Genomic DNA, 21200 nt, shown 5'->3' with positions numbered 1-21200 from the left:
GGGGGCGCCGACCACGGCGTCCCCTATGTACGAAAAGGGGCGCGCAGCGACGATTGGCCGCGCACTCCGGAGGTTGGCAAGAATACGGAACGTACAGGCGTCCGACAACGTGCCGCACCGTCGCACCGTTTAACAGCCCCTAGCCCTGCCTAACTGGGGCAAAGGGAACGCTAGCAGATCAATTGACCACCTCATCCCCGTACTCACCAAACCATCGGGCCAGACGACCCCGCCGACTGACCGCCCGCAACCGACGTTCCGCGGCGTCCCGCACCCCGGCGGTCGCCACGATCAGCAGACTGTCGCCGGTCTTCAACCGGGTGTCCGGTGCGGGCACGAATCCCACGCCGTCGCGCAGCACCAGGGTCACCGACGCGCCCAGCGGGAGCCGCAGCTCGTCGACGTGCACGCCCGCCAGTCGCGAGCCGGGCGGCACCTCCACCTGGAGCAGGTCCGCCCGCATCCGCTCCAGCGGCGCGGTCTCCACGTGGATCTCGGTGGCCTCGGCCGGCGCGGTCACCCGCAGCCGGCGGGCGAACGGCCCCAGCGTCCCGGTCTGCACCAACGTGAAGATCACCACCAGCACGAAGACCACGTCGAAGAGCCGCTCCGCGCCGGGCACCCGTTCGGAGAGCGGAATGGTGGCCAGCACGATCGGCACCGCACCGCGCAGCCCGGCCCAGGACAGGAACGCCTGTTCTCGAAGGCCCACCCGGAACGGCACCGCCGAGACGGCCACCGACAGCGGCCGGGCCAGGAGCACCAGGGCCAGCCCGGCGACCACCGCGGGCAGCACCGCCGCGTCCAGCCGGCCCGGCGAGGCCAGCAACCCGAGCAGCACGAACAACCCGATCTGGGCCAGCCAGGCCAGCCCGTCCGCGAAGCCGAGAATCGCCTGCCGGTGCGACAGGCGGGCATTGCCCAGCAGCACCCCGGCCACGTAGACGGCGAGGAAGCCCGAGGCGTGCAGAACCGCACCCGCGGCGTACGCGAGCACGGTGATGCCCACCGCGGCGATCGGGTAGAGCCCGGCCGACGGCAGCGCCGCCCGGCGCAGCGCCCAGGTGCCGGCGACGCCCGCGGCCACGCCCACCGCCGCACCGACGCCCAGCTCGTAACAGACCAGCGCGACCTCGTACCACCACGGGTGCGACAAGCTCTGGTGGGACAGCAGCACCACCAGCAGCACCACCGGGGCGTCGTTCATCCCCGACTCGGCCTCCAGGGTCGCCACCAGCCGGGGCGGCAACCGCAGCCGGCGCAGGGTGGCGAAGACGGCCGCCGCGTCGGTGGACGAGAGCACCGCGCCGTAGAGCAGGGCCAGCCGCCAGTCCAGCCCCAGCAGCAGGTGCACGGCGACGCCGACCACCACGATGCTGACGATCACCCCGACCGTGGAGAGCGCGGAGGCCAGCCCGAGCACCGGGCGCAGCGTGGTCCACCGGGCGGTGAGGCCGCCCTCCGCGATGATCACGATCAGCGCGCAGAAGCCGAGGGTCCGGGTCAGCTCGACGTCGTCGAAACGGATGCCCAACCCGCTCTCGCCGATCGCCACGCCCAAGGCCAGGTAGACCAGGAGGCTGGGCACGCCGAGCCGGGTGGAGAGTCGCACCGCGCCGACCGCGACCAGCAGCACGGCCGCGCCGAGCAGCAGCGCGATGTCCAGCCCGGGCGTCACGGCTGCCTTGCCTGGGCTGTCCTCACTCGGCGGATCCGTCGCGCAGGCGGCGCAGCACCTCGGGTAGCTCCGGGCCGGGCCGATCGACGAGGAAGAGCTTGTCCCGGCTGGCCGCGCCGGTACGCAGGGACACCGCCGCCGGTCGGACGCCCAACGCGCCGGCCAACGCCCGGCGGGCCGCCTCGGTGGCCCGACCGTCGACGGCCGGGTCGTGGACCGCGATCACGAGGGCGGGCCCGTGCGGGCCGTCGAAGCGGCCACCCACCCGATCCCGTGAGGCGCCGGGCTTCACCCGTACCGCCACGGTGAGCGTGTCCTGCGCGGGCACCGGCACCGCTTCAGATCGGCCGGGCGTCGGCGAGGAGAGCGGTCGCCGGCGCGCAGTGCGCGCACGGGGTGAAGCCGAGTTCCACGGCCTCGGCGACCGGCAACGTCTCGGGCTGCCAGCCAACCAGATGGGGGCAGCTGTCGAGGTGGTAGCGGGGGCGGCCGTCGACCACCTCGACGGCGTCGAGCAACTGCGCCACCCGGGCCGCCTCGGCGGCCGTGATCTGCTGGGCGGCAGGCTCGTCGACCACCGGCACCGCGCGGTCGAACACGTCGTCGGTCGACACCGCGACCGGCGACGCCGGGCTGACGGGCCGGGCCCGCGAGGGCGCCTCGTCCGCCGCACTCACGTATGGCGACGCCTCGTCGACGGGCGGCGGGTGGAACGGTGCCGCGTCGTCGACGCGCGAGTCGAACGGTGACGTTTTGTCGATCGGCGGCACATGGTCGACCGGCGGACCGGGTGGTTGCCGCCACCCGGTGCCGCCGGTACCAAACGTCGTGGGCACGTGCTGGACCGGCACCTCCGGCTCGACCAGCGGCGGCCCGTACGCGACACCCGGCGTGGCCTGGCTGGCCGTGCGGGGTGCGTCAGGGTGCTGCCGGTCGGTCCGGCCGGGATCCGCCATGGCGCGGTTGGCGGCTGCCTGGCGGGCGCCCACCACCAACGCCACGGCGGCCAGCAGACTGGCCGCGATGGAGATGACCAACAAGAAGCTGGAGCCACCGGCCAGGCCGAGCACCAGTAGCACCACCGCGACGAGGATGAGCAGAAGACTTGCGACTATCACGGCTCACCCCCGCCGCGTCGAACCGTCCAGGCGGGGCCGGCGACCGTCACCATTGGCGGACAGCGATCGCCGGCCGGTGCTCAGCGTCCGGCTTCGAGGGCGCCGGAGCGCCCGCCGCCGCCGTACGAACCAGCGAGACCGGCTGCGGCCAGCCCGTTGCCGCCAGCGACCCGGCCGGCTTCGGAGCGGGTCATCTCGGCCTCGAGGCCCTGGCCACGACCGTCGAGGTCACGCAGCTGGCTCTCCAGGTACGCCTTGAGCCGGGTGCGGTACTCGCGCTCGAACTGCTTGAGCTCCTCGATGTGCTTCTGCAGCGCCGTGCGCTTGGCGTCCAGGCCGCCCATGGCCTCCTGGTGCCGCTGGCGGGCGTCCCGCTCAAGGGCGTCAGCCTTCGCGCGCGCCTCCCGGGTCACCTCCTCGGCCTTGCCACGAGCCTCGGACAGCAGCTGGTCGGCCTCGCGGCGAGCGTCGGACACGTGGTCGTCGGCGGTGCGCTGGGCCATCATCAGCACGCGCAGGGCCTGCTGCTCACCGTCACCGGTGACGCCGCCGGCCGGGCCGCCGGTCGCGCGGACCTGCTCCAACTCGGCCTGCATCGCGCGGGCAGCCTGCTCGGCCGCCGACTTGTCGCGCTGCACCCGGTCCAGTTGGGCCTTGACGTCGTTGAGCTCCGCCGCCAGTCGGGCGTCGCCGCCGGGGCCGGCGGGGGCACCGCCACGGCCGCCGCGCTCCACCTGGGCGCGCAGCTCGTTGTTTTCCTCGATGAGACGGGCGAGCTCGCGCTCGACCTCATCCAGGAAGGCGTCGACCTCCTCCTCGTCATACCCCCGCTTGCCGATCGGCGGCTTTTTGAAGGCGACGTTGTGGACGTCGGCCGGGGTCAGCGGCATCGAAACTCCTCGGGTCAGTTGCGGCCGCGAAAGCGCGTCGGTCATCAGGCAGATGCCCTGATCGACGGCCCTAACACGAACTCCATCAGCACGAACAGGATAACCAGGAGCACAAGGGAGGCCAGGTCGATGCTCACGGTACCAATTCGCAGCGGAGGGATCACACGCCTCAACGCGTTGAGAGGGGGATCAGTGACGCTCCACACGGATTCCAATCCTGCCGATGCTCCACGCCCCGGTTGCCAGCGACGGCCGTACTGCAGGACGGCGCTCAACACGAACCGGGACAGAAGAAGGAGCAGGAAGACATAAAGGATCAGGTACAGCACTTGCAGTAAGATCGACAACACGGTCAGCGACGTCCCTCGGGTCGGGCGGGGTCAACTCAGACTGAAAAAGCCGCCCTCAGCGATCTTGGCTTTGTCCTCAGCGGTGACCTGGACGTTAGCCGGTGAGAGCAGGAACACCCGATTGGTCACGCGCTCGATCGTACCGCGCAGGCCGAACGCCAGTCCGGCGGCGAAGTCCACCAGACGGCGGGCATCGGCCTCATCCATCTCGGTGAGATTGATGATGACCGGGACCCCGTCGCGGAAGTGCTCGCCGATGGTGCGCGCCTCCCGGTAGGTGGTGGGGTGCAGCGTGGTGATCTGGTAACGCTGCTCCTCCTCGGGCAGGGACCGCTCACGCGACGTGACCTGCGGCGCGAGGGCCAGGTTGTCCCGAGTGTGGTAGGTCAGCGCGCCGGAGGTCTCGCCCGCCGACGACCGGGTGATCGACCGTACGCTGGACCGCTCGATCCGCTCCGGCCGCTCACCGTCACCGCGCTCGGACTCGCTCAACCGCCCGCTCGGCCGCTCGGAGAGTCGACCCCGCCCGCTGTCGCGCGGCCGGGGAGCCGGCGGCTCCTCGGCGTCGTCCTCGTCGTCGTCGGCGAACTCGTCGGCGTACCGGCTCTGCCGGTAACGCGAGTCGCGGTAGCCACCCTTGTCGTAGCCACCGTCGTCGTAGGCCCGCTCGTCGTCTTCTTCGACCAGACCGAGCCAGACCCCCGCCTTGCGCAGTGCACCCATCCCGCGCCCTTCCGTCCGCCGTGCGGCACGCGCCCCCGTGCCATGTCGCCCGTCGCGAGTGGACAACCATGCCCATCGGACCGGAACAGCAATCCCCCGGCGCGCGATTCGCGTCGCGCGCCACGACCCCCGACTAGGAGACGCCCGCCCCTGAAACAACACTGATGTAATTTGCTTGTCTCGCGGTCAGGCTACCGCAGCGTGGGACGCATTCCGAGTAACGCGCTACCGACGCGGACATGTGTCGCGCCGTAACGGATCGCGATTTCGAAATCTCCGCTCATACCGGCGGACAGCGCGGTGGCTCCCGGATGGACGGCCCGAAACACGTCGGCAACCTCCGCGAGCCGGGCGAACGCCCGCTCCGGCTCCCAGCCCAACGGAGCGACAGCCATGAGACCGACCAGACGCAGCCCTGGTGCGTCGGCCACCGCCTCGGCCACCGGCTCCAGCCCGGAGCCCGGATCCGCCGAATCGGGCAGCGCTCCGCCCCGGGCGGAGTCGCCGTCGATGCTCACCTGGATCAGCGCGTCGAGCGGCGCCTGCCGGTCGGCGGTCGCGGTGGCCAACGCCCGGGCCAGCCGGACACTGTCGACGGAGTGCACCACGTCGGCGTAGCGGACCACCGAGCGGGCCTTGTTGCGCTGCAACTGCCCGATGAAGTGCCAGCGGGGACGGACCCCGGCGGCAGCCACCTCGGCGGCCTTGCCGGCAGCCTCCTGGTCGCGGTTCTCCCCCATGTCGGTCACCCCGAGCCCGGCCAGCGCCACCACGTCGCTGGCCGGGTAGGTCTTCGTCACCGCGATCATCGTGACCTCGGCGCGGTCCCGGCCGGCCCGCGCGCAGGCGTCGTCGACCCGGGACCGAACCTGTGCCAGACCGGCCGCGAGTTCGGCGTGCCGATCCGGTCGTACCGTGGCTGAGCTGTCGGTCATCGGCGGTGCTCAGGACCCGTTCTTGAGGAAGTCGGGAACGTCCACGTCGTCGAAGAGCACGCGACGCGGCGACTGGGCCGGAGCCGGGTTGGTGGCCGGCGCCGGCACCGGAGTGCTCTGCGGTGCCGGCTGGTTGGTGTTGGACTTGCGGGTCGGCTCGGCCGCCTTGTACGCGGGCGTGCCGCCGTCGAAGCCCGCCGCGATGACCGTCACCCGCACCTCGTCACCGAGCGCGTCGTCGATGACCGCGCCGAAGATGATGTTGGCGTCCGGGTGGGCCGCGTCGGTGACCAGCTGGGCGGCATCGTTGATCTCGAACAGGCCCAGGTCGGAGCCGCCGGCGATGGAGAGCAGCACGCCCCGCGCGCCGTCCATGCTCTGCTCCAGCAGCGGGCTGGAGATGGCCGCCTCGGCCGCCTCGACCGCGCGGTTCTCGCCGCGGGCGCTGCCGATGCCCATCAACGCGCTACCGGCGCCGCTCATCACGCTCTTGACGTCGGCGAAGTCCAGGTTGATCAGACCCGGGGTGGTGATCAGGTCGGTGATGCCCTGCACACCCGAGAGCAGCACCTGGTCGGCCGTGCGGAACGCGTCCATCATGCTGATGTTGCGGTCGCCCAGGGCCAGCAGCCGGTCGTTCGGGATGACGATAAGCGTGTCGCACTGGTTGCGGAGTTCGTCTATTCCCGTCTCGGCCTGCACCTGGCGGCGCTTGCCCTCGAAGGAGAACGGCCGGGTCACCACGCCGATGGTCAGCGCACCGAGCTTGCGGGCGATGTTGGCCACCACGGGCGCGCCGCCGGTGCCGGTGCCGCCGCCCTCGCCGCAGGTCACGAAGACCATGTCGGCGCCCTTGAGCACCTCCTCGATCTCGTCGCGGTGGTCCTCGGCGGCGTTCTTACCGACGTCCGGGTTGGCCCCGGCCCCCAGGCCACGGGTCAGCTCGCGGCCGACGTCGAGCTTGACGTCGGCGTCGCTCATCAGCAGCGCCTGCGCGTCGGTGTTGATCGCGATGAACTCGACGCCCTTGAGCCCAACCTCGATCATCCGGTTGACGGCGTTGACGCCGCCACCCCCGATGCCGACGACCTTGATGACCGCCAGGTAGTTGTGCGGAGGTGTCATCTCCGGTCCTTTCCTTCGAGATTGGCTTCGGCCGACCGGGTACGGCGTGGCCAGACCAGCGGCCGACGACAGCTGTCACCAGCGAGGATCAGGGGTGAACCCTAACCCTCTACTAGAGGCTTACAGTTATGTCAACCACTGAAGCTCTTCGAGGCAACGTAAGCGCCACCGCGCGATGAGCCAAGGACCCGGGCGGCGTGTCGCCGAGCGGAGCGCGACGGGTCACGTCCGCGCACGCTCACCGATCAACGAAAGGTCACCACATCCGGAGCGCTCACGTCGATCCGGTCGGTGTCCTCGTCGAGCAGCGCGGTGGCCACCCGGGCCTTGTCCGTCCCTCGGCTCGCGTCGCCCCAGACCACCGTCCGGTCCCCCCGCAACCGCAGACTGATCCGGGCCAACCCCGCCACGTCCACGTCCACCAGTTCCGCGCGCAGCTGCGGCGTCAGCGCGACGAGCACCTCCAGCGCGGCCCGGGTGCCCGGGTCGTCGGCGGCCGGCCGGGCCACCGTCACCTGCGGCAGTTCGGCGGGACGTCGCTCCACCGTCCGGAACGCCACCCCACTCCGGTCGATCAGGGCGAACGCCTCCCCCTGCGGCACCACCGCCACCGCGGTCCGCTCGGTCACCCGCACCACCAGCGCTCCGGGCCAGTCCCGGGAGACGGTGGCCCGCTCGACCGCCGGCAGCGCGCCCACCCGACGGGCGGCGGCGGCCAGGTCCACCCGGGCCAGCGGCACCCCGTCCGGTACGCCGACCGCGTCGTGCACCTGCACCGGAGTGACCAGGTCGGCGCCCTCCACGCGGACCTCGCGCACGCCGAACAGCCCGGTGCCGAGCACCGTCCAGGCGACCAGCCCGGCCAGGGCGAGCACCCCGGCGGCCACCGCCCACGGCAGCGCCGCACGCATGCGACGCTGCCGGGCACGGGCCATGAACCGACGGGTCGAGGGCGGCACCGCGTCGCGGCCCGCCCGGACCAACTGCCACCGGCGGGCCGGACCCCGACGCGGGGCGCCACCGTCGGCGGCGCTGGTCCGCCCTCGGGCCGGGCCGGGACTCATCCGGCCGTGGACGCCGAGCCGCCGGGCACGGCGGTGCCACCGAGAGCCGCGCCGTCGCCACCAGAAGTGGCCCCACCCGGCACCGGATCGCCGATCGCCGGGGTGGTGGCCACCGGGTCGACGGTCGCGCTCGGTGTCGAACCGGCCGTACGCTCACCCAAAGCGGCCAGCAGCTCGTCGCCCATCAGCGAGATCGGCGGGGCGCCCATGGTGACCACCACGTCCCCCGAGCGGGCCCGACGGGCCACCTCGACCGGGGCCTGCTCCCACGACTCCACGAAGACCTTGCGGTCCGCGGGCAGATCCACCGCCGCGATCAGCGCCGCCGAGCCCTCGCCCGGCTGACGCAACTCGCCCGGCCCGAAGACCTCCAACAGCACCACCTCGTCGGCGATGGCCAGCGCCTCGGCGATCTCCGCCTGGTTGTCCCGGGTGCGGTAGAGCCGGTACGGCTGGAAGACGACGATCAGCCGCCCGTCCCCGGCGACCTCGCGCAGGGTCTGCATCGCCAACGTCATCGAGGTCGGGTGGTAGGCGTACTCGTCGTAGACCAGCACGCCGTCCGCGACACCCTTGCGCTCGAAGCGCCGTCGCACCCCGGGGAAGACCGCCAGCGCGGCCTCCGCCGCCTCCAGCGGCAGTTCCAGCAGGTACGCGGCGAGCACCGCGGCGGCGCTGTTCAGCCCCATGTGCCGCCCCGGCACCGGCATCCGGAACTCGCCCAGCGACCGGCCGTCGATCGCGGCCAGGTAGCGCACCCCGCGTGCGGAGGAGACCATCTCGGTCAACCGCAGGTCGGCGTCGGCGGCCTCGCCGTAGGTGAACACCCGCCGTCCCTCGGACCGCAGGCTCTCGGCCAGCCGCCGGCCACCCGGGTCGTCGGCGCAGGTGATGATGAACCCGTCCGGGTCGGTGAGGCGGGCGAACTCCACGAACGCCGCCTCCAGCGTCGCGTAGTCGCCGTAGGTGTTCAGGTGGTCCGCCTCGACGTTCGTGATGATCGAGACGTACGGGCGGTAGATGAGGAACGAGCGGTCGCTCTCGTCGGCCTCGACCACGAAGTGCTCGCCGGTGCCGTGGTGGGCGCCCGAGCCGACCTCGGAGATCTCCCCGCCGATCACGAAGGACGGGTCCACACCGGCCTGCTGGAGCACCATCGTCACCATCGAGGTGGTGGTGGTCTTGCCGTGCGTGCCGGCGACCGCCACCGCCCGACGGCCGGTCATCGCCGCCGCGAGCGCCTCCGAGCGGTGCAGCACCCGCAGGCCGCGCCGACGCGCCTCGACCAGCTCCAGGTGGTCCTGGGGAATGGCCGACGAGTAGACGACGGTGTCCACGCCGTCGAGGTTGGTCGCCTCGTGGGTGAGGTGGATGGTGCCGCCGAGCGCCCGCAGGCCGGCCAGCGACGGCCACTCCCGCAGGTCGCTGCCGGAGACCCGGATGCCGCGGGTGAGCAGCAGCCGGGCCACGCCGAGCATGCCCACCCCACCCACCCCGATCAGGTGGACGGCGCCCAGGTCCTCGGCGGTGAGCGTGCCGGCCGGGGTGAACTGCGCGGTCATCGGGCCACCGCCGCCAGCACGAAGGAACGCAGCGCCTCGTCGCCGTCGCGCCGGCCGTACGACCCGGCGGCGGCACCCATGTTGTAGAGCCGCTGGGGGTCCCGGATGAGCGGGATGACGGTGCGCTCCAGCCAGTCCGGGGTGAGCTCGGCGTCGTCGACCAGCAGCCCGCCACCGGCCTCCACCACGGGCAGCGCGTTGCGCCGCTGCTCCTGGTTGCTGTGCGGGTACGGCACGTAGATCGTGGGCAGCCCGATCGCGGCCACCTCGGCGACTGTCATCGCCCCGCCCCGGGCCAGCATCAGGTCGGCGGCGGCGTAGCCCAGCTCCATCTCGGACAGGTAGGGCAGCGTCACGTACGGCACCGGCAGGTCGGTGGGGATCGGCACCGGCTCGTTGCGGGCGCCCATCACGTGCAGCACCTGCACGCCGTTGCGGGCCAGTTCCTTGGCCGCCCCGGAGACCGCCAGGTTGATCGAACGGGCGCCGGACGAGCCGCCGGACACGAAGAGCACCGGCAGGTCCGGGCGGAGCCCGAAGTGGGCGCGGGCGGCGTTGCGCAGCGCGTACCGGTCCAGGCCGGTGATGGCGCGGCGCAGCGGCACCCCGACCACTGTGGCGTCCCGCAGCGACTCGGCCTGGCTCGGCTGGTTCGGGAAGCCGACGGCGACGTTCTTGGTGAACTTCATGCCCAGCCGGTTGGCCACGCCCGGTGGCACGTTCACCTCGTGGATCACCATGGGCAGCTCACGACGCCACGCGGCCAGGTAGGCCGGCACCGCGACGTACCCGCCGAAGCCGACGACCACGTCGGCGCGCACCTCGTCGATCACCTTGCCCGCCGCGCGCGCCGCGGTCCACATCCGGCCCGGGGTGCGGACCAGGTTCATGTTGACCGACCGGGGCAGCTGGTACGCCGGGATCTGCCGCAGGTCGTAGCCCTGTGGCGGGATCAGGTCGTTCTCCATGCCCCTGGGTGTGCCGAGGCAGGTGATCCGGACGCCCGGGTCGTGTCGGCGCAGGCAGTCGGCGAAGGCGAGCAGCGGGTAGACGTGCCCCCCGGTGCCACCTCCCGCGAGCACCACCGAACGCAGCGGACCCATCAGCGTCTCCTCTCGCTCGCCGTACCCTTGCGGCTCCGGTCCTGTCGGACCCCGCGCGGCGCGGCCTGATCGTCATGGCGCCGCTCGCGGGACCGGGGCACGGACCCTCGGCCAGCGGGCGGCGTCGCCGGTCGGCGACGCCGGCCGGGAAGCGGCGGCAACGGGGCCCAGAGTAGTCGGACCCACCGGGCCGGCGGACGGGCATGCAGTGCTCTGGCCGCATCGGGTTCGGCACGGGCGAAGGACGCCAGCATGCCGATGCCGGCCAACGTCACCACCAGCGCACTTCCGCCGTCGGAGATGAACGGCAGCGGCAGGCCGGTGATCGGCAGCAGCCCGACCACCCCACCAATGTTGATCACGGCCTGGCTGACCAGCCAGGTGGTCACGGCGGTGGCGGCGAGCCGGCGGAACGGGTCGTCGACCCGTCGGGCGATCCGGAACCCGGTGTACGCGAGGACCGCGAACAGGCTGAGCACCACGACGCACCCGATCACGCCCAACTCCTCGGCGATGATCGCGAAGATGAAGTCGTTGTGCGCCTCGGGTAGCCAGTCCCACTTCAGGCTGCCCTTGCCCAGCCCGACACCGAACCAGCCACCGTGCTCGATGGCCAGCCGCCCCTGGTAGAACTGGAGGCAGTCGTCGAGTTTGCAGGTCTCCGGGTCCGGTGGATTGAAGAACATGTCCAGCCGGGCGAGGCGGTAGTTGTCCGCGCCGCGCTCGCCGGAGCCGGCGCCCAGCGAGGCCACCGCGACGAGCAGGCCGATCCCGACCAGACCGGCCGTGGCCAGGGCGCCGAAGACCCGCATCCGCACCCCGGCGGCCCAGAGCAGGCCCACGACCAGGGCCAGCAGACAGAGCATCGTGCCGGTGTCGTTGTAACCGACCAGGACGAAGAGCAGGCCGACCACCGGGAAGAGCGGGGTGGCCAGCTCGCGCCACCAACCCAGCGCCGCGCCCTTGCGGGCGACCAGGTGCGCGCCCCAGAGCACCATCGCGAACTTGGCCAGCTCGGAGGGCTGGAGCTGGATCCCGCCGACGAACAGCCAGTTCAGTCGCGCCTCGACCGGTCCGAACCCGGCCGACCGCTGGTTGGTCAGCCGGGCGTAGGCGACCAGCAGGTTGAGCACCACCAACAGGGCGATCGAGGTGAACAGCAACGGCCGGCCCAGCGACCGGTAGGTGCTGGCCGGCAGGCGCTGGCAGGCCCAGAACGCGCCGATGCCGATCACCGCGAAGATGGCCTGCTTGGTCACCGAGGCCGAGGCGTTGCCGTCCTCGGCGTAGTCCTTCACGCTGGTCGCCGAGAAGACCATGGTCAGCCCGATCAGCAGCAGCAGACCGGCGCTCGACAACAGCAGGTAGTAGCTGGCCAGCGGCCGGTCCAGCAGGCCGCGCAGCGCGGCGAGCCCACCGGCCGCGTCGATACCGCGCAGCGGCACGGGCGCCGGTTCCGCCTCCCGCGCCGCCGCGCCCGGTTCCGGCCCCCGGGCGTCGTCGACCGGCGTGACCGCCTCCGCGGTACGCCCCGTCGTGCCCGCCGGCCGTCGCGCCCGCCCGCCAGCCCTGCCCTCAGTGCCGATGTCCTCCCCCACCCCGACATCATCACCGCTAGACACGCCCGATACCCCCAGAACGCCCCCTCGGGCGTGTCGGCCCCGCGGATCAGGTCATGTTGGCGAGGAACTCGCTGTAGAACAGGCCCAGGGCGATGGCCACACCGATGCCGGCGATGATCCAGAACCGCACCACGATGTTGACCTCGCTCCAGCCGGCCAGCTCGAAGTGGTGCTGAAGCGGGGACATTCGGAACACCCGTTTACCGGTGGTCTTGAAGGAGATGATCTGGATCACCACGGACATCGTGATGATCACGAAGAGCCCGCCGATGATCGGCAGCAGCAGGATGGTGCGGGTGGACATCGCCATCCCGGCGATCAGACCGCCCAGCCCCAGCGCCCCGGTGTCGCCCATGAAGATCCGTGCCGGGGACGTGTTCCACCAGAGGAAGCCCACACAGGCCCCGGCCGCGGCCCCGGCTATCAGCGCGATCTCCAACGGGTCACGGACCTCGTAGCAGTACGGCTGGGTGTAGTTCGGGTCGGCGCACCAGTGCCGGTACTGCCAGAACGCGATGAGCGCGTACGCGGCGAGCACCATCACCGACGCGCCGGTGGCCAGGCCGTCCAGGCCGTCGGTGAGGTTGACGCCGTTCGTCGCGGCCATCACCACGAAGATGAAGATGATCACCGCGCCGACCTTGCTGACCTCCAGGAAGTCGATGTCCCGGATGAAGCTCAGCGTGGTGCTGCCCACCGTCTCGGTGTTGGTCGCCAGGCCCGAACCGTTGGTCATCGTGCTCGGGAACCACAGCGCGATCACCCCGAAGACCGCACCGACCAGGATCTGGCCGAGCAACTTGCCGCGCTTGTTGAGCCCGGCGCTGTTGCGCTTGCGCACCTTCAGGAAGTCGTCGAGGAAGCCCACCGCGCCGGAGAAGACCATCAGCCCCAGCAGCACCAACGCGGTGATGGTCGGCTCCACCTGGGCGATCTGCTGGTCCGGCAGGGTGGTCAGGGCCAGGTGCCCGGCCACGTACGCGATCACCGTGGCCAGGATGAAGACCACGCCACCCATCGTGGGCGTGCCCTTCTTGCCCTGGTGCATGGCGGGGCCGTCGGACCGGATCGGCTGACCGGCCTTGAGCCGGGTGAACACCTTGATCGCGATCGGGGTGCAGAAGAGCGAGACGAGGAAGGCCACCCCGATGGCGACGATGACCGCCCTCATCGGGTCGGCTCCCCACCGGCGTCGGCGCGCAGGGCGTCGGCCACCTCCCAGGTCCGGTACCGGGAGCCCTTGACCAGGACGACGTCACCCGGTCGTAGCTCGCTCCGCAGCACCTCGACGGCCGCCGCCTGATCGGTGAGCAGCACCGACTCTCCTCCCCAGTTTGCTACCGCTGTCGCGCCTTCGTGGATCGGCGCAGCCGGCTCACCCACCACGAGCAGCCGGTCGACACCCAGCTCGGCCGCGAGTTGGCCGACCTCGGCGTGGCCGTCGTACTCGAACGGGCCCAGCTCGGCCATGTAACCAAGCACCGCGACGGTACGCCGCCCCTGGCCCATGCTCGCCAGCGCCCGCACCGCGACCGCCATCGAGGCCGGGTTGGCGTTGTACGAGTCGTCGATCACGGTCACCCCGTCGGGGCGGTCGAAGACGTCCATCCGCCGGGTCGAGACCAGCCCCAGCTCACCCAGCGCCGTGGCCAGCTCGGCCAGCGGCATGCCCAGCTCCCGGGCGACCGCCGCCGCCGCGAGCGTGTTCCCGACCTGGTGGCGGCCGGCCAGCCGCAGCCGCACCGGCGCGCGCCCCTCCGGGGTGACCAGGGTGTACGACGGGTGCCCCCGCTCGTCGAGCGTGACGTCCTCGGCGCGCACGTCGGCGTCGGACGCCTCGCCGTAGCGGACCACCCGGGCCTGCGTGCGGCTCGCCATCGCGTCCACCCGGGGGTCGTCGGCGTTCAGCACGGCCAGTCCGTCCGGCGGCAGCGCCTCGACCAGCTCGCCCTTGGCCAGGGCGATGGCGTCCTGCGAGCCGAACTCGCCGATGTGGGAGGTGCCGACGTTGAGCACCACGGAGATCCGGGGTGGCACCAGCTCACACAGGTACCGCACGTGCCCGACCCCGCGCGCACCCTTCTCCATCACCAGGTAGCGGGTGTCCGGGTCAGCCTGCAGGGCGGTGTACGGGTGCCCCAGCTCGTTGTTGAACGACCCCGGCGGCGCCACCGTGGCCCCGAGCCGGGCGGTGAGCTGGCCGATCAGGTCCTTGGTGGTGGTCTTGCCGGACGAGCCGGTCACGCCGATCACGGTCAGCCCGGGCAGCCGGTCCACCGCGGCGCGGGCCAGACGGCCCATCGCGGTCAGGGCGTCGTCGACAAGCACCATCGGCACCCCGGGCACCTCGCGGCTGCCGAGCACCGCGACCGCGCCGGCCTGGATCGCCGTCGCCGCGTAGTCGTGCCCGTCGACCTTCTCCCCCGGAAAGGCCACGAAGAGCGAACCAGGCCCCACCTTGCGCGAGTCGAACTCCACAGATCCGGTGACGGTGACGGCCGGGTCGGCGGCGACCAGCCGTCCGTCCACCGCCGCGGCCACCTCGGCCAGGCTGAGCGCGATCACCGCTGACCCGCCAGGTCCCCGAAGCGGGCCCGCAGAGCGTCGGCCAACTCGATGCTGTCGTCGAACGGAAACACCTCGCCCGCCACCTCCTGGCCGCGCTCGTGCCCCTTGCCGAGCAGCGCGATCACGTCGCCCGGCTCGGCCAGCCGAACCGCCTCGTCGATCGCGGCGCGGCGGCCCGCCACCTCGATGATCCGAGCGGCCGTCCCCGCCCGGTACGCCCCGGCGAGCACCTCGGCGCGGATCTCCCCCGGGTCCTCGGTACGCGGGTTGTCGTCGGTCACCAGCACCACGTCGGCTCCCTCCGCCGCGGCGGCGCCCATCACCGGCCGCTTGCCCCGGTCTCGGTCCCCACCGGCGCCGATCACACAGATCAGTCGACCGGCGCTCAACTCGCGCAGCGCGGCCAGCGCGGCCACGATCGCGTCCGACTTGTGCGCGTAGTCGACCACCCCGCGCACCGGCGCGGCCACGTCGACCAGTTCCAGCCGGCCCGGGACACCCCCGCAGGAGGCCACACCGGCCGCCGCGGTCGTCGGGTCCACCCCGGCGCCGACCAGGGCGGCGATGGCCAGCAGCGCGTTGGCCACGTTGTGCCGGCCGGGCAGCGCGACACCGGCGGACAGGGTCACGCCGTTCGGGCCGTGCGCGATGAACCGCTGGGCGTACCCCTCCCCGCCCACACCGTCGGCCCACCAGGTCGCGCCCTGGTCACCGGCCGCCGAGTAGGTGACAGTGGTCGGCTTGAGCAGCGGCTTCAACGCCGGGTCGTCGTGGTTGAGCACCTCGACCGCGCAGCGCCCGTCGAAGAGCTGGGCCTTCGCGGCGAAGTAGTCGTCGCTGTCGGCGTGGAAGTCCAGGTGGTCGGAGCCGAAGTTGGTGTAACCGCCGACGGCGAACCGCACACCGCCCACCCGGCCCATGGCCAACGCGTGGCTGGAGACCTCCATGACCACGGCGGTGACCCCACGCTCGCGGGCGGTGGCCAGCATGGCGTGCAGGTCGGTCGCCTCGGGGGTGGTGCGCACGCTGTCGATCACCAGATCACCGAGCCGGGTCTCCACCGTCCCGACCAGCCCGGTGGTGTGCCCGGCGGCCCGCAGCCCCGACTCGACCAGGTACGCGGTGGACGTCTTGCCCGCGGTGCCGGTCACCCCGATGACGGTGAGGTCGGCGGTGGGGTCGCCGTACACGGCCGAGGCCAGCTCGCCGAGCACGGCACGCGGGTCGGGCACCACCAGGGCCGGCAGACCGGTTCCCGCCGCCAACTCCGCACCCGCCGGGTCGGTCAGCAGGGCCACGGCACCCGCCTCGGCGGCGCCGGCGGCGAACTCCGCGCCGTGCCGACGGGCACCGGGCAGCGCCGCGTACAGGTCGCCGGGGCGGACCTCCTGGCTGGCGTGGGTGACCCCGGAGACGACCACCGCGGCGGCGTCCGCCGGAAGGTCGACGCTGAGCCGGACGGCGAGATCACCGAGCCGGACTCCGGTCACGGTACGTGGACGTGGATTGCCGGGCACGGCGTCAGACCCTACCCGGTCGTCCGGTTCCGGCCGCACAGCCGCCCCGGTGGTTCGTCGGCACTCACCGATGATGTCCCGCCGTCGCTGCTCAGCGCGGATAGACCACGAACTTGGGGGCGGAACCGCCGGTGGAGGGCGGCACCCGGTAGTGACGCAGAGTGAACTGCATCATGTCCCGGAACGCCGGATTGGCGATCGCCGCGCCCCCGCCGTTGGGCGCGTAGACGAAGACGGCGATCACGTAGCGGGGGTTCTCGGCGGGGGCCATCCCGATGAAGGAGGACACCTTGTCGGTCTCTATCTTTCCGTTGACCAGCCGCGATCCGGTGCCGGTCTTGCCGGCGACCCGGTAGCCGGGGACCGCGGCGGTGACGCCGGTGGCGCCGTCGACGGTGGTGACCGCCTCTAGCATGGTGCGCAGGGCCGCCGCGTTCTGCGGGCTGAGCACCGACCGGGTCACCGGGGCCGGCGCGGGGGTGCGCTTGCCGTCCGGGCCGATCACCTCCTTGACCAGGTGCGGCTGCACGTACGTGCCATTGTTGGCGATGGCGGCGTACGCGGCGGCCATCTGCAGCGGTGTGGCGTCGACGCTGTGCCCGATCGGCACCGACCCACGCGACGATTCGCTCCACTCGTCGGCCGGCAGCAGTCGTCCGCTGGCCTCCCCGGGCATCCCCTCGCCGGTGGGCTTGCCCAGCCCGAACCGCTTCTGGTAGTCGATCAACCGGTCCCGGCCGAGCTTCTCGGCGATCGTGATGGTGCCGACGTTCGACGAGTAGGCGAGCATCCCCGGCACGCTCATCCGCTTGCCGTTGGCCGGGTGCGTGTCGGAGAACCAGGTGTCGCCCATCTTGATGTTGTTGGCGATCGGCAACGTGGTGTCCGGCGTGATCACCCCCTCCTGCAGGGCCGCGGCGTAGGTGATGGCCTTGTGTACCGAGCCGGGGTCGACCACGAAACTGGTCGCGGCGTCCTCCCGGTCGACCGGGTCGCTGGGCACCGGCTTCGCCGCGTCGTAGGTGGGGTTGCTGGCCTGGGCCAGCACCGCGCCGGAGGGGATCTCGATGATCACGGCCGCGCCGGTGCCGCCCGGCACCTGGGCCATGCCCGCGCTGAGGATCTGCTGCGTCCGGAACTGCAGGTCGCGGTTGATGGTGAGGGCGAGCGAGCTGCCCGGCTTGGCGGGAGTGGTCCGGCTGTAACCGCCCGGAATCGGGGCGGCGAGGTCGCCGAGGCCGGCCTCGTACACCCGCTTGCCGTCCTGGCCGGCGAGCACGTCGTCGTAGCGGGCCTCCAGCCCCTCCAACCCGACCATGTCCTGGCTGGTGAAGCCGATCAGGTTGGCCGCCAGGTCGCCGCCGGGCACCTCACGGCGCTCGTCGCGGTGCACCCCGATGCCGAGGAGGTCCAGCGCCTGCACCCGCTTGGCGGTGGAGATCTCCACCCCCCGCGCCAGGTACACGAATCGGGACTCCTTGCCGTCCTCCAGCCTGCGGGGCTTCATCAGCTCGACGAGTTTCGACGCCGGGATGCCGAGCAGCGGGGACAGCGCCTTCGCGACGCCGGGCGGGTCTTTCACCTCGGTCGGGTCGGCGTACACGTACCGCGCCTCGACACTGCGGGCCAGCGGCGCGCCGGTGCTGTCGTAGATCCCGCCGCGCGGCGCCGGCAGCTCGACCGTGCGGAGTCGGTCGGCGGTGCCGCCGCCGGCGTACGCCGGGGCGTCGACCGCCTGGAGGAAGATCAACCGGATCCCGATGCTGGCGAAGAGCGTCAGGGCGAGCACGGTGCCCAGCCGCAGCCGCAGCCGCGAGTCGGCCAGCTTCGGCGGGCGTCGCGGCTTGCGCGACGGCCGCCGGGCCGCCGGCCGGTCGGCGCGACGTGGCGCGCGCGGCGTGGTCCGGCGGCGCGGCGGCGGCTCGTCCCCGTCCGGGCCACGAGGGGTACGCGGCGCGACGGTGCGCACCACCCCGCCGCGGCCGGCGGCCGGAGCGTCGCGCCGGCCGGCCCGGGCGGCGGCCCGGCCGCCGTCGAGCACCTGCAACGCCGGCCGGAACGGGTCACCGGACCGGGTGCTGCGCGGCGTACGCCGCTGCTCGGCGCCCTGACCGCGCGCCGGCGTGCCGCGCTCCTCGCGGACCGTCCGACCCCTCGGGGTGTACGCCCGGGCGCCGGAGATACCCCCGATGCCCGGCTCGCCGGTGCGCGGCTCGCCATCGGCGGAGCCGGCATCACGTGCAGAACCGCGCCGGGACCCCGTAGGGTCCCGGCGCGGCTCGTCCGACCTTGGTGGCACCGGTCAGCCTCCCGCACCCTGGCTGGTCACCGACGGCTGGCCGTTGGCCGGCTGCGGCACCTCGAGGGTCTTGCCGTCCGGCAGCCGGATGTAGCCCGGTTCGCCGGCGTCGACCAGGCCCAGCCGCCGCGCCTCGGCGGTCAGGTTGCCCGGCGCCTCGGCGTCGGCGATCTGCTTGTCCAGTTGCTGCTTCTCCAGGTCCAGTCGAGCCTGCTGCTGCTGCAACCGCTCCAACCGGAACGCGTTCTCATTGATCTTGGTGTTGACCGCCAGGATGCCCAGCACCCCGCCGACCACCAGCACCACGATCAACGCCGCGAACGGCGCCCGCGGCACCGAGATCGGCGCGGGTGGCGCCACCCGCAACCGCGGCGGCCGGGGGCTGGCCGCGCTGGCGGCCTTCTCGACCGGACGCAGCGCGGCGGTGCCCTGAGTCGGGAACTCGCGCGCCCCCCGGGCGCGAGTCTCCCCCTGCCGGTTCACTCGATCGATGCGTGGCGTACCGTTTCCGAGGCGCGGAGCCCGCTCCGCCGCGATCCGGCCCCCCGACCGCGGTGCGCGCTGCCCGCCGCCGGTGACGTCCCGGCGGTCGCGCTTGTCAATGCTCATGTCCCTCCCCCTCAACATCCGTCCCTCTAGCCGTCCCGGTGCCCCTGACCCCCCACGGATCAGGCGGACCCCGTGCCCGGTTGGTGCATTCCCTTCACCCGTCGGCGAGACCGTTCGCGGTCGGTCCGCCCCTGCTCTGTCGCGTTCGGATCGAGTCGCTCCGCGGCCCGCAGCCGCACCGAGGCGGCCCGCGGGTTCGCGGCAACCTCCGCCTCCCCGGGCAGTTCGGCGCCCCGGCTGAGTAGCCGGAACGTCGGACCGGACCCGGGAAGCTCGACCGGGAGGTCAATCGGGCCCTTACTGCGGACCCGGTCCGTGAGGGCCGCCTTGGTGAGCCTGTCCTCCAGCGAGTGGTAGGACAGGACCACCATGCGACCGCCCACGGTCAGTGCGTCGAGTGCGGATGGCAACGCTGTCTCCAGCGCTGCCAGCTCTTTGTTTACCTCGATCCGTAAAGCCTGAAACGTTCTCTTTGCCGGGTGCCCACCCGTTCGTCGGGCTGGTGCCGGAATGGAGTCCCGAACCAGCTCCGCCAGGAGCGCGGACGAGGTGATCCGCTCCCGCTCCCGCTGCCGGATGATCGCCGAGGCGATCCGACCGGCGAACTTCTCCTCGCCGTAGACCCGCAGCACCCGGGCCAGGTCCGGATGCGCGTACGTGTTGACCACCTCTTCGGCGGTCACGCCCCGGGTCTGGTCCATCCGCATGTCCAGCGGCGCGTCCTGGGCGTACGCGAACCCGCGGTCGGGCGCGTCCAGCTGCAACGACGAGACACCCAGGTCGAACAGGATGCCGTCGATGGCCGGATAGCCCAGCCGGTCCAGCACGTCCGGCAACTCGTCGTAGACGGCGTGCTCCAGGTGCACCCGATCGGCGAACCGGGCCAGTCGGACCCGCGCGTGGGCGAGCGCCTCGGTGTCCCGGTCGAGCCCGATCAGGACCGTCTCCGGATGCGCCTCCAGCACCGCCTCGGCGTGCCCGGCCAGACCGAGCGTCGCGTCGACGTAGACCGTCCGGCCGCCTCGACCCAGCGCGGGGGCCAGCAGCTCGAGACACCGCTCGAGCAGCACCGGCACGTGCGTGCCGCGCAACTCCCCCATGATGACCCCCACTGGTTGAAACGTCCGTTCTTCTCGTGCGCCTGTCGTCGGACGGCGCTGCCGTCGTACCGCCAGATCCCCATCCGCTCCCGCCTGACACCGGACCGTCGCCCGATGACTGGATCGTGCGCCTGGCACCGGGGAAGTGATGCCAGGAACTCGAAAGCGGCTGGAGATCTCGCAGTACGTCGGGCGCCGTTACCGCCCTACAGACCGCCGGGCAGCACCCCCTCCTCGATGTCGGCGAAGTCGTCTTCGCTCTCGGCGAGGTAGGTCTCCCAGGCGACCTTGTCCCAGATCTCCACCCGGGTGCTCGCGCCGATCACCACCAACTCGCGGTCCAGCGCGGCATAGGCCCGCAGGTGGGCCGGGATGGTCACCCGACCCTGCTTGTCCGGAACCTCGTCGTGCGCGCTGGCGAAGAAGACCCGGCTGTAGGCCCGGGCCGCCTTGTGGGTCATCGGCTGTGCGCGCAACTGCTCCGCGATCCGCTGGAACTCAGGGGTCGGGAAGACGTAGAGGCAGCGCTCCTGCCCTTTGGTGACCACGACACCCCCCGCCAGCTCATCCCGGAACTTGGCCGGAAGGATCAACCGGCCCTTTTCGTCCAGGCGCGGAGTGTGGGTGCCGAGAAACACCGGCCCAACCCCCTCGCCCCTAAGCGGCGTTCGCGGCGCCGCTGACCCCCCGGGCCGGTGAGCCCTCCCGGCCTCACCATTGGTCCCCACTCTACTCCACTTCCCTCCACCCGCAACCAAATTCGCCCGCGTGGCGCGCCTGGCCCGGGGGCAAAACCGCACGTCACAAGGGGTGGAGCGGAGTGGAGGGTGCAAGCCGCCCCTCGGCGTGGTCCGCTTTCCGACATAGATCGACTCCGTCCGGGGGACGCCGACCCGGCCACCCGCGCAGCCACCACGGCCGAACGGTTCACCGTCGG

General features: G+C 72.2%; 18 protein-coding genes and 1 pseudogene. All 19 read right to left on the bottom strand.

All coding sequences use genetic code 11. The features are described from left to right. Positions 1-178 precede the first annotated feature (178 nt). The 19 genes and pseudogenes from ACIBD9_RS20840 to mraZ all read right to left on the bottom strand — a co-directional run bounded on the left by ACIBD9_RS20840 (position 179) and on the right by mraZ (position 20901). Entirely contained in the window at positions 179-1678 is a 1500-nt protein-coding gene (locus ACIBD9_RS20840) for a potassium/proton antiporter (protein WP_396719900.1), read from the bottom strand. Between the two features lie 22 nt (positions 1679-1700). Further along, a complete protein-coding gene (locus ACIBD9_RS20835) occupies positions 1701-2012 on the bottom strand; it encodes a DUF167 domain-containing protein (protein ID WP_396719898.1) in 312 nt (103 codons plus the stop codon). A gap of 4 nt (positions 2013-2016) precedes the next feature. Beyond that, positions 2017-2796, bottom strand: coding sequence for a hypothetical protein (locus ACIBD9_RS20830; RefSeq protein ID WP_396719896.1), 780 nt, complete (start codon positions 2794-2796; stop codon positions 2017-2019). An 80-nt stretch (positions 2797-2876) separates the two neighbouring features. Further along, complete coding sequence (locus ACIBD9_RS20825) at positions 2877-3686, bottom strand: DivIVA domain-containing protein (RefSeq protein WP_124820047.1); 810 nt, start codon at positions 3684-3686, stop codon at positions 2877-2879. A 44-nt stretch (positions 3687-3730) separates the two neighbouring features. Further along, positions 3731-4036, bottom strand: a complete 306-nt coding sequence (locus tag ACIBD9_RS20820) for a YggT family protein (protein WP_030334503.1) — start codon at positions 4034-4036, stop codon at positions 3731-3733. A gap of 30 nt (positions 4037-4066) precedes the next feature. Next, entirely contained in the window at positions 4067-4759 is a 693-nt protein-coding gene (locus ACIBD9_RS20815; protein ID WP_396719894.1) for a cell division protein SepF, read from the bottom strand. 191 nt (positions 4760-4950) lie between these two features. Next, positions 4951-5694 carry a YggS family pyridoxal phosphate-dependent enzyme gene (locus ACIBD9_RS20810; protein WP_396719892.1) on the bottom strand — a complete coding sequence of 248 codons (744 nt, stop codon included), beginning with the start codon at positions 5692-5694 and terminating at the stop codon, positions 4951-4953. A 9-nt stretch (positions 5695-5703) separates the two neighbouring features. Continuing rightward, complete coding sequence (ftsZ, locus tag ACIBD9_RS20805; RefSeq protein WP_238660715.1) at positions 5704-6819, bottom strand: cell division protein FtsZ; 1116 nt, start codon at positions 6817-6819, stop codon at positions 5704-5706. Between the two features lie 245 nt (positions 6820-7064). Next, complete coding sequence (locus ACIBD9_RS20800) at positions 7065-7883, bottom strand: cell division protein FtsQ/DivIB (RefSeq protein ID WP_396719890.1); 819 nt, start codon at positions 7881-7883, stop codon at positions 7065-7067. Beyond that, positions 7880-9445 carry a UDP-N-acetylmuramate--L-alanine ligase gene (gene murC, locus ACIBD9_RS20795; protein WP_396719888.1) on the bottom strand — a complete coding sequence of 522 codons (1566 nt, stop codon included), beginning with the start codon at positions 9443-9445 and terminating at the stop codon, positions 7880-7882. Before murC ends, ACIBD9_RS20800 begins: the two co-directional genes overlap by 4 nt. Next, positions 9442-10548, bottom strand: coding sequence for an undecaprenyldiphospho-muramoylpentapeptide beta-N-acetylglucosaminyltransferase (gene murG / locus ACIBD9_RS20790; RefSeq protein ID WP_396719886.1), 1107 nt, complete (start codon positions 10546-10548; stop codon positions 9442-9444). Before murG ends, murC begins: the two co-directional genes overlap by 4 nt. Continuing rightward, a complete protein-coding gene (locus ACIBD9_RS20785; protein ID WP_396720105.1) occupies positions 10548-11993 on the bottom strand; it encodes an FtsW/RodA/SpoVE family cell cycle protein in 1446 nt (481 codons plus the stop codon). Before ACIBD9_RS20785 ends, murG begins: the two co-directional genes overlap by 1 nt. Positions 11994-12216: 223 nt before the next feature. Continuing rightward, complete coding sequence (mraY, locus tag ACIBD9_RS20780) at positions 12217-13341, bottom strand: phospho-N-acetylmuramoyl-pentapeptide-transferase (RefSeq protein ID WP_030334519.1); 1125 nt, start codon at positions 13339-13341, stop codon at positions 12217-12219. Beyond that, the gene (gene murF / locus ACIBD9_RS20775) at positions 13338-14735 is read right to left on the bottom strand and encodes a UDP-N-acetylmuramoyl-tripeptide--D-alanyl-D-alanine ligase (RefSeq protein ID WP_396719884.1); all 1398 of its coding nucleotides are present in this window, start codon (positions 14733-14735) and stop codon (positions 13338-13340) included. The genes mraY and murF overlap by 4 nt, the downstream gene beginning before the upstream one ends. Beyond that, positions 14732-16294 (bottom strand): UDP-N-acetylmuramoyl-L-alanyl-D-glutamate--2,6-diaminopimelate ligase, encoded by a 1563-nt coding sequence (locus ACIBD9_RS20770; protein WP_387176201.1) that lies wholly within the window; start codon positions 16292-16294, stop codon positions 14732-14734. The genes murF and ACIBD9_RS20770 overlap by 4 nt, the downstream gene beginning before the upstream one ends. 52 nt (positions 16295-16346) lie before the next feature. Further along, positions 16347-18554 (bottom strand): penicillin-binding transpeptidase domain-containing protein, encoded by a 2208-nt coding sequence (locus ACIBD9_RS20765; RefSeq protein ID WP_396719881.1) that lies wholly within the window; start codon positions 18552-18554, stop codon positions 16347-16349. A 3-nt stretch (positions 18555-18557) separates the two neighbouring features. After that, positions 18558-19163, bottom strand: coding sequence for a hypothetical protein (locus ACIBD9_RS20760; protein WP_396719879.1), 606 nt, complete (start codon positions 19161-19163; stop codon positions 18558-18560). Then, positions 19153-20263: pseudogene (gene rsmH, locus ACIBD9_RS20755) on the bottom strand (16S rRNA (cytosine(1402)-N(4))-methyltransferase RsmH). The gene ACIBD9_RS20760 and the pseudogene rsmH overlap by 11 nt, the downstream one beginning before the upstream one ends. Before the next feature lie 206 nt (positions 20264-20469). After that, positions 20470-20901 carry a division/cell wall cluster transcriptional repressor MraZ gene (gene mraZ / locus ACIBD9_RS20750; protein ID WP_030488958.1) on the bottom strand — a complete coding sequence of 144 codons (432 nt, stop codon included), beginning with the start codon at positions 20899-20901 and terminating at the stop codon, positions 20470-20472. Between the last annotated feature and the right edge of the window lie 299 nt (positions 20902-21200).

The organism is Micromonospora sp. NPDC050784, assembly GCF_044456765.1.
GTDB classification, from domain to species: domain Bacteria; phylum Actinomycetota; class Actinomycetes; order Mycobacteriales; family Micromonosporaceae; genus Micromonospora; species Micromonospora foliorum.
Note: the sequence above shows the minus strand (reverse complement) of the source record. Positions and strands in the feature narration are given on the sequence as shown.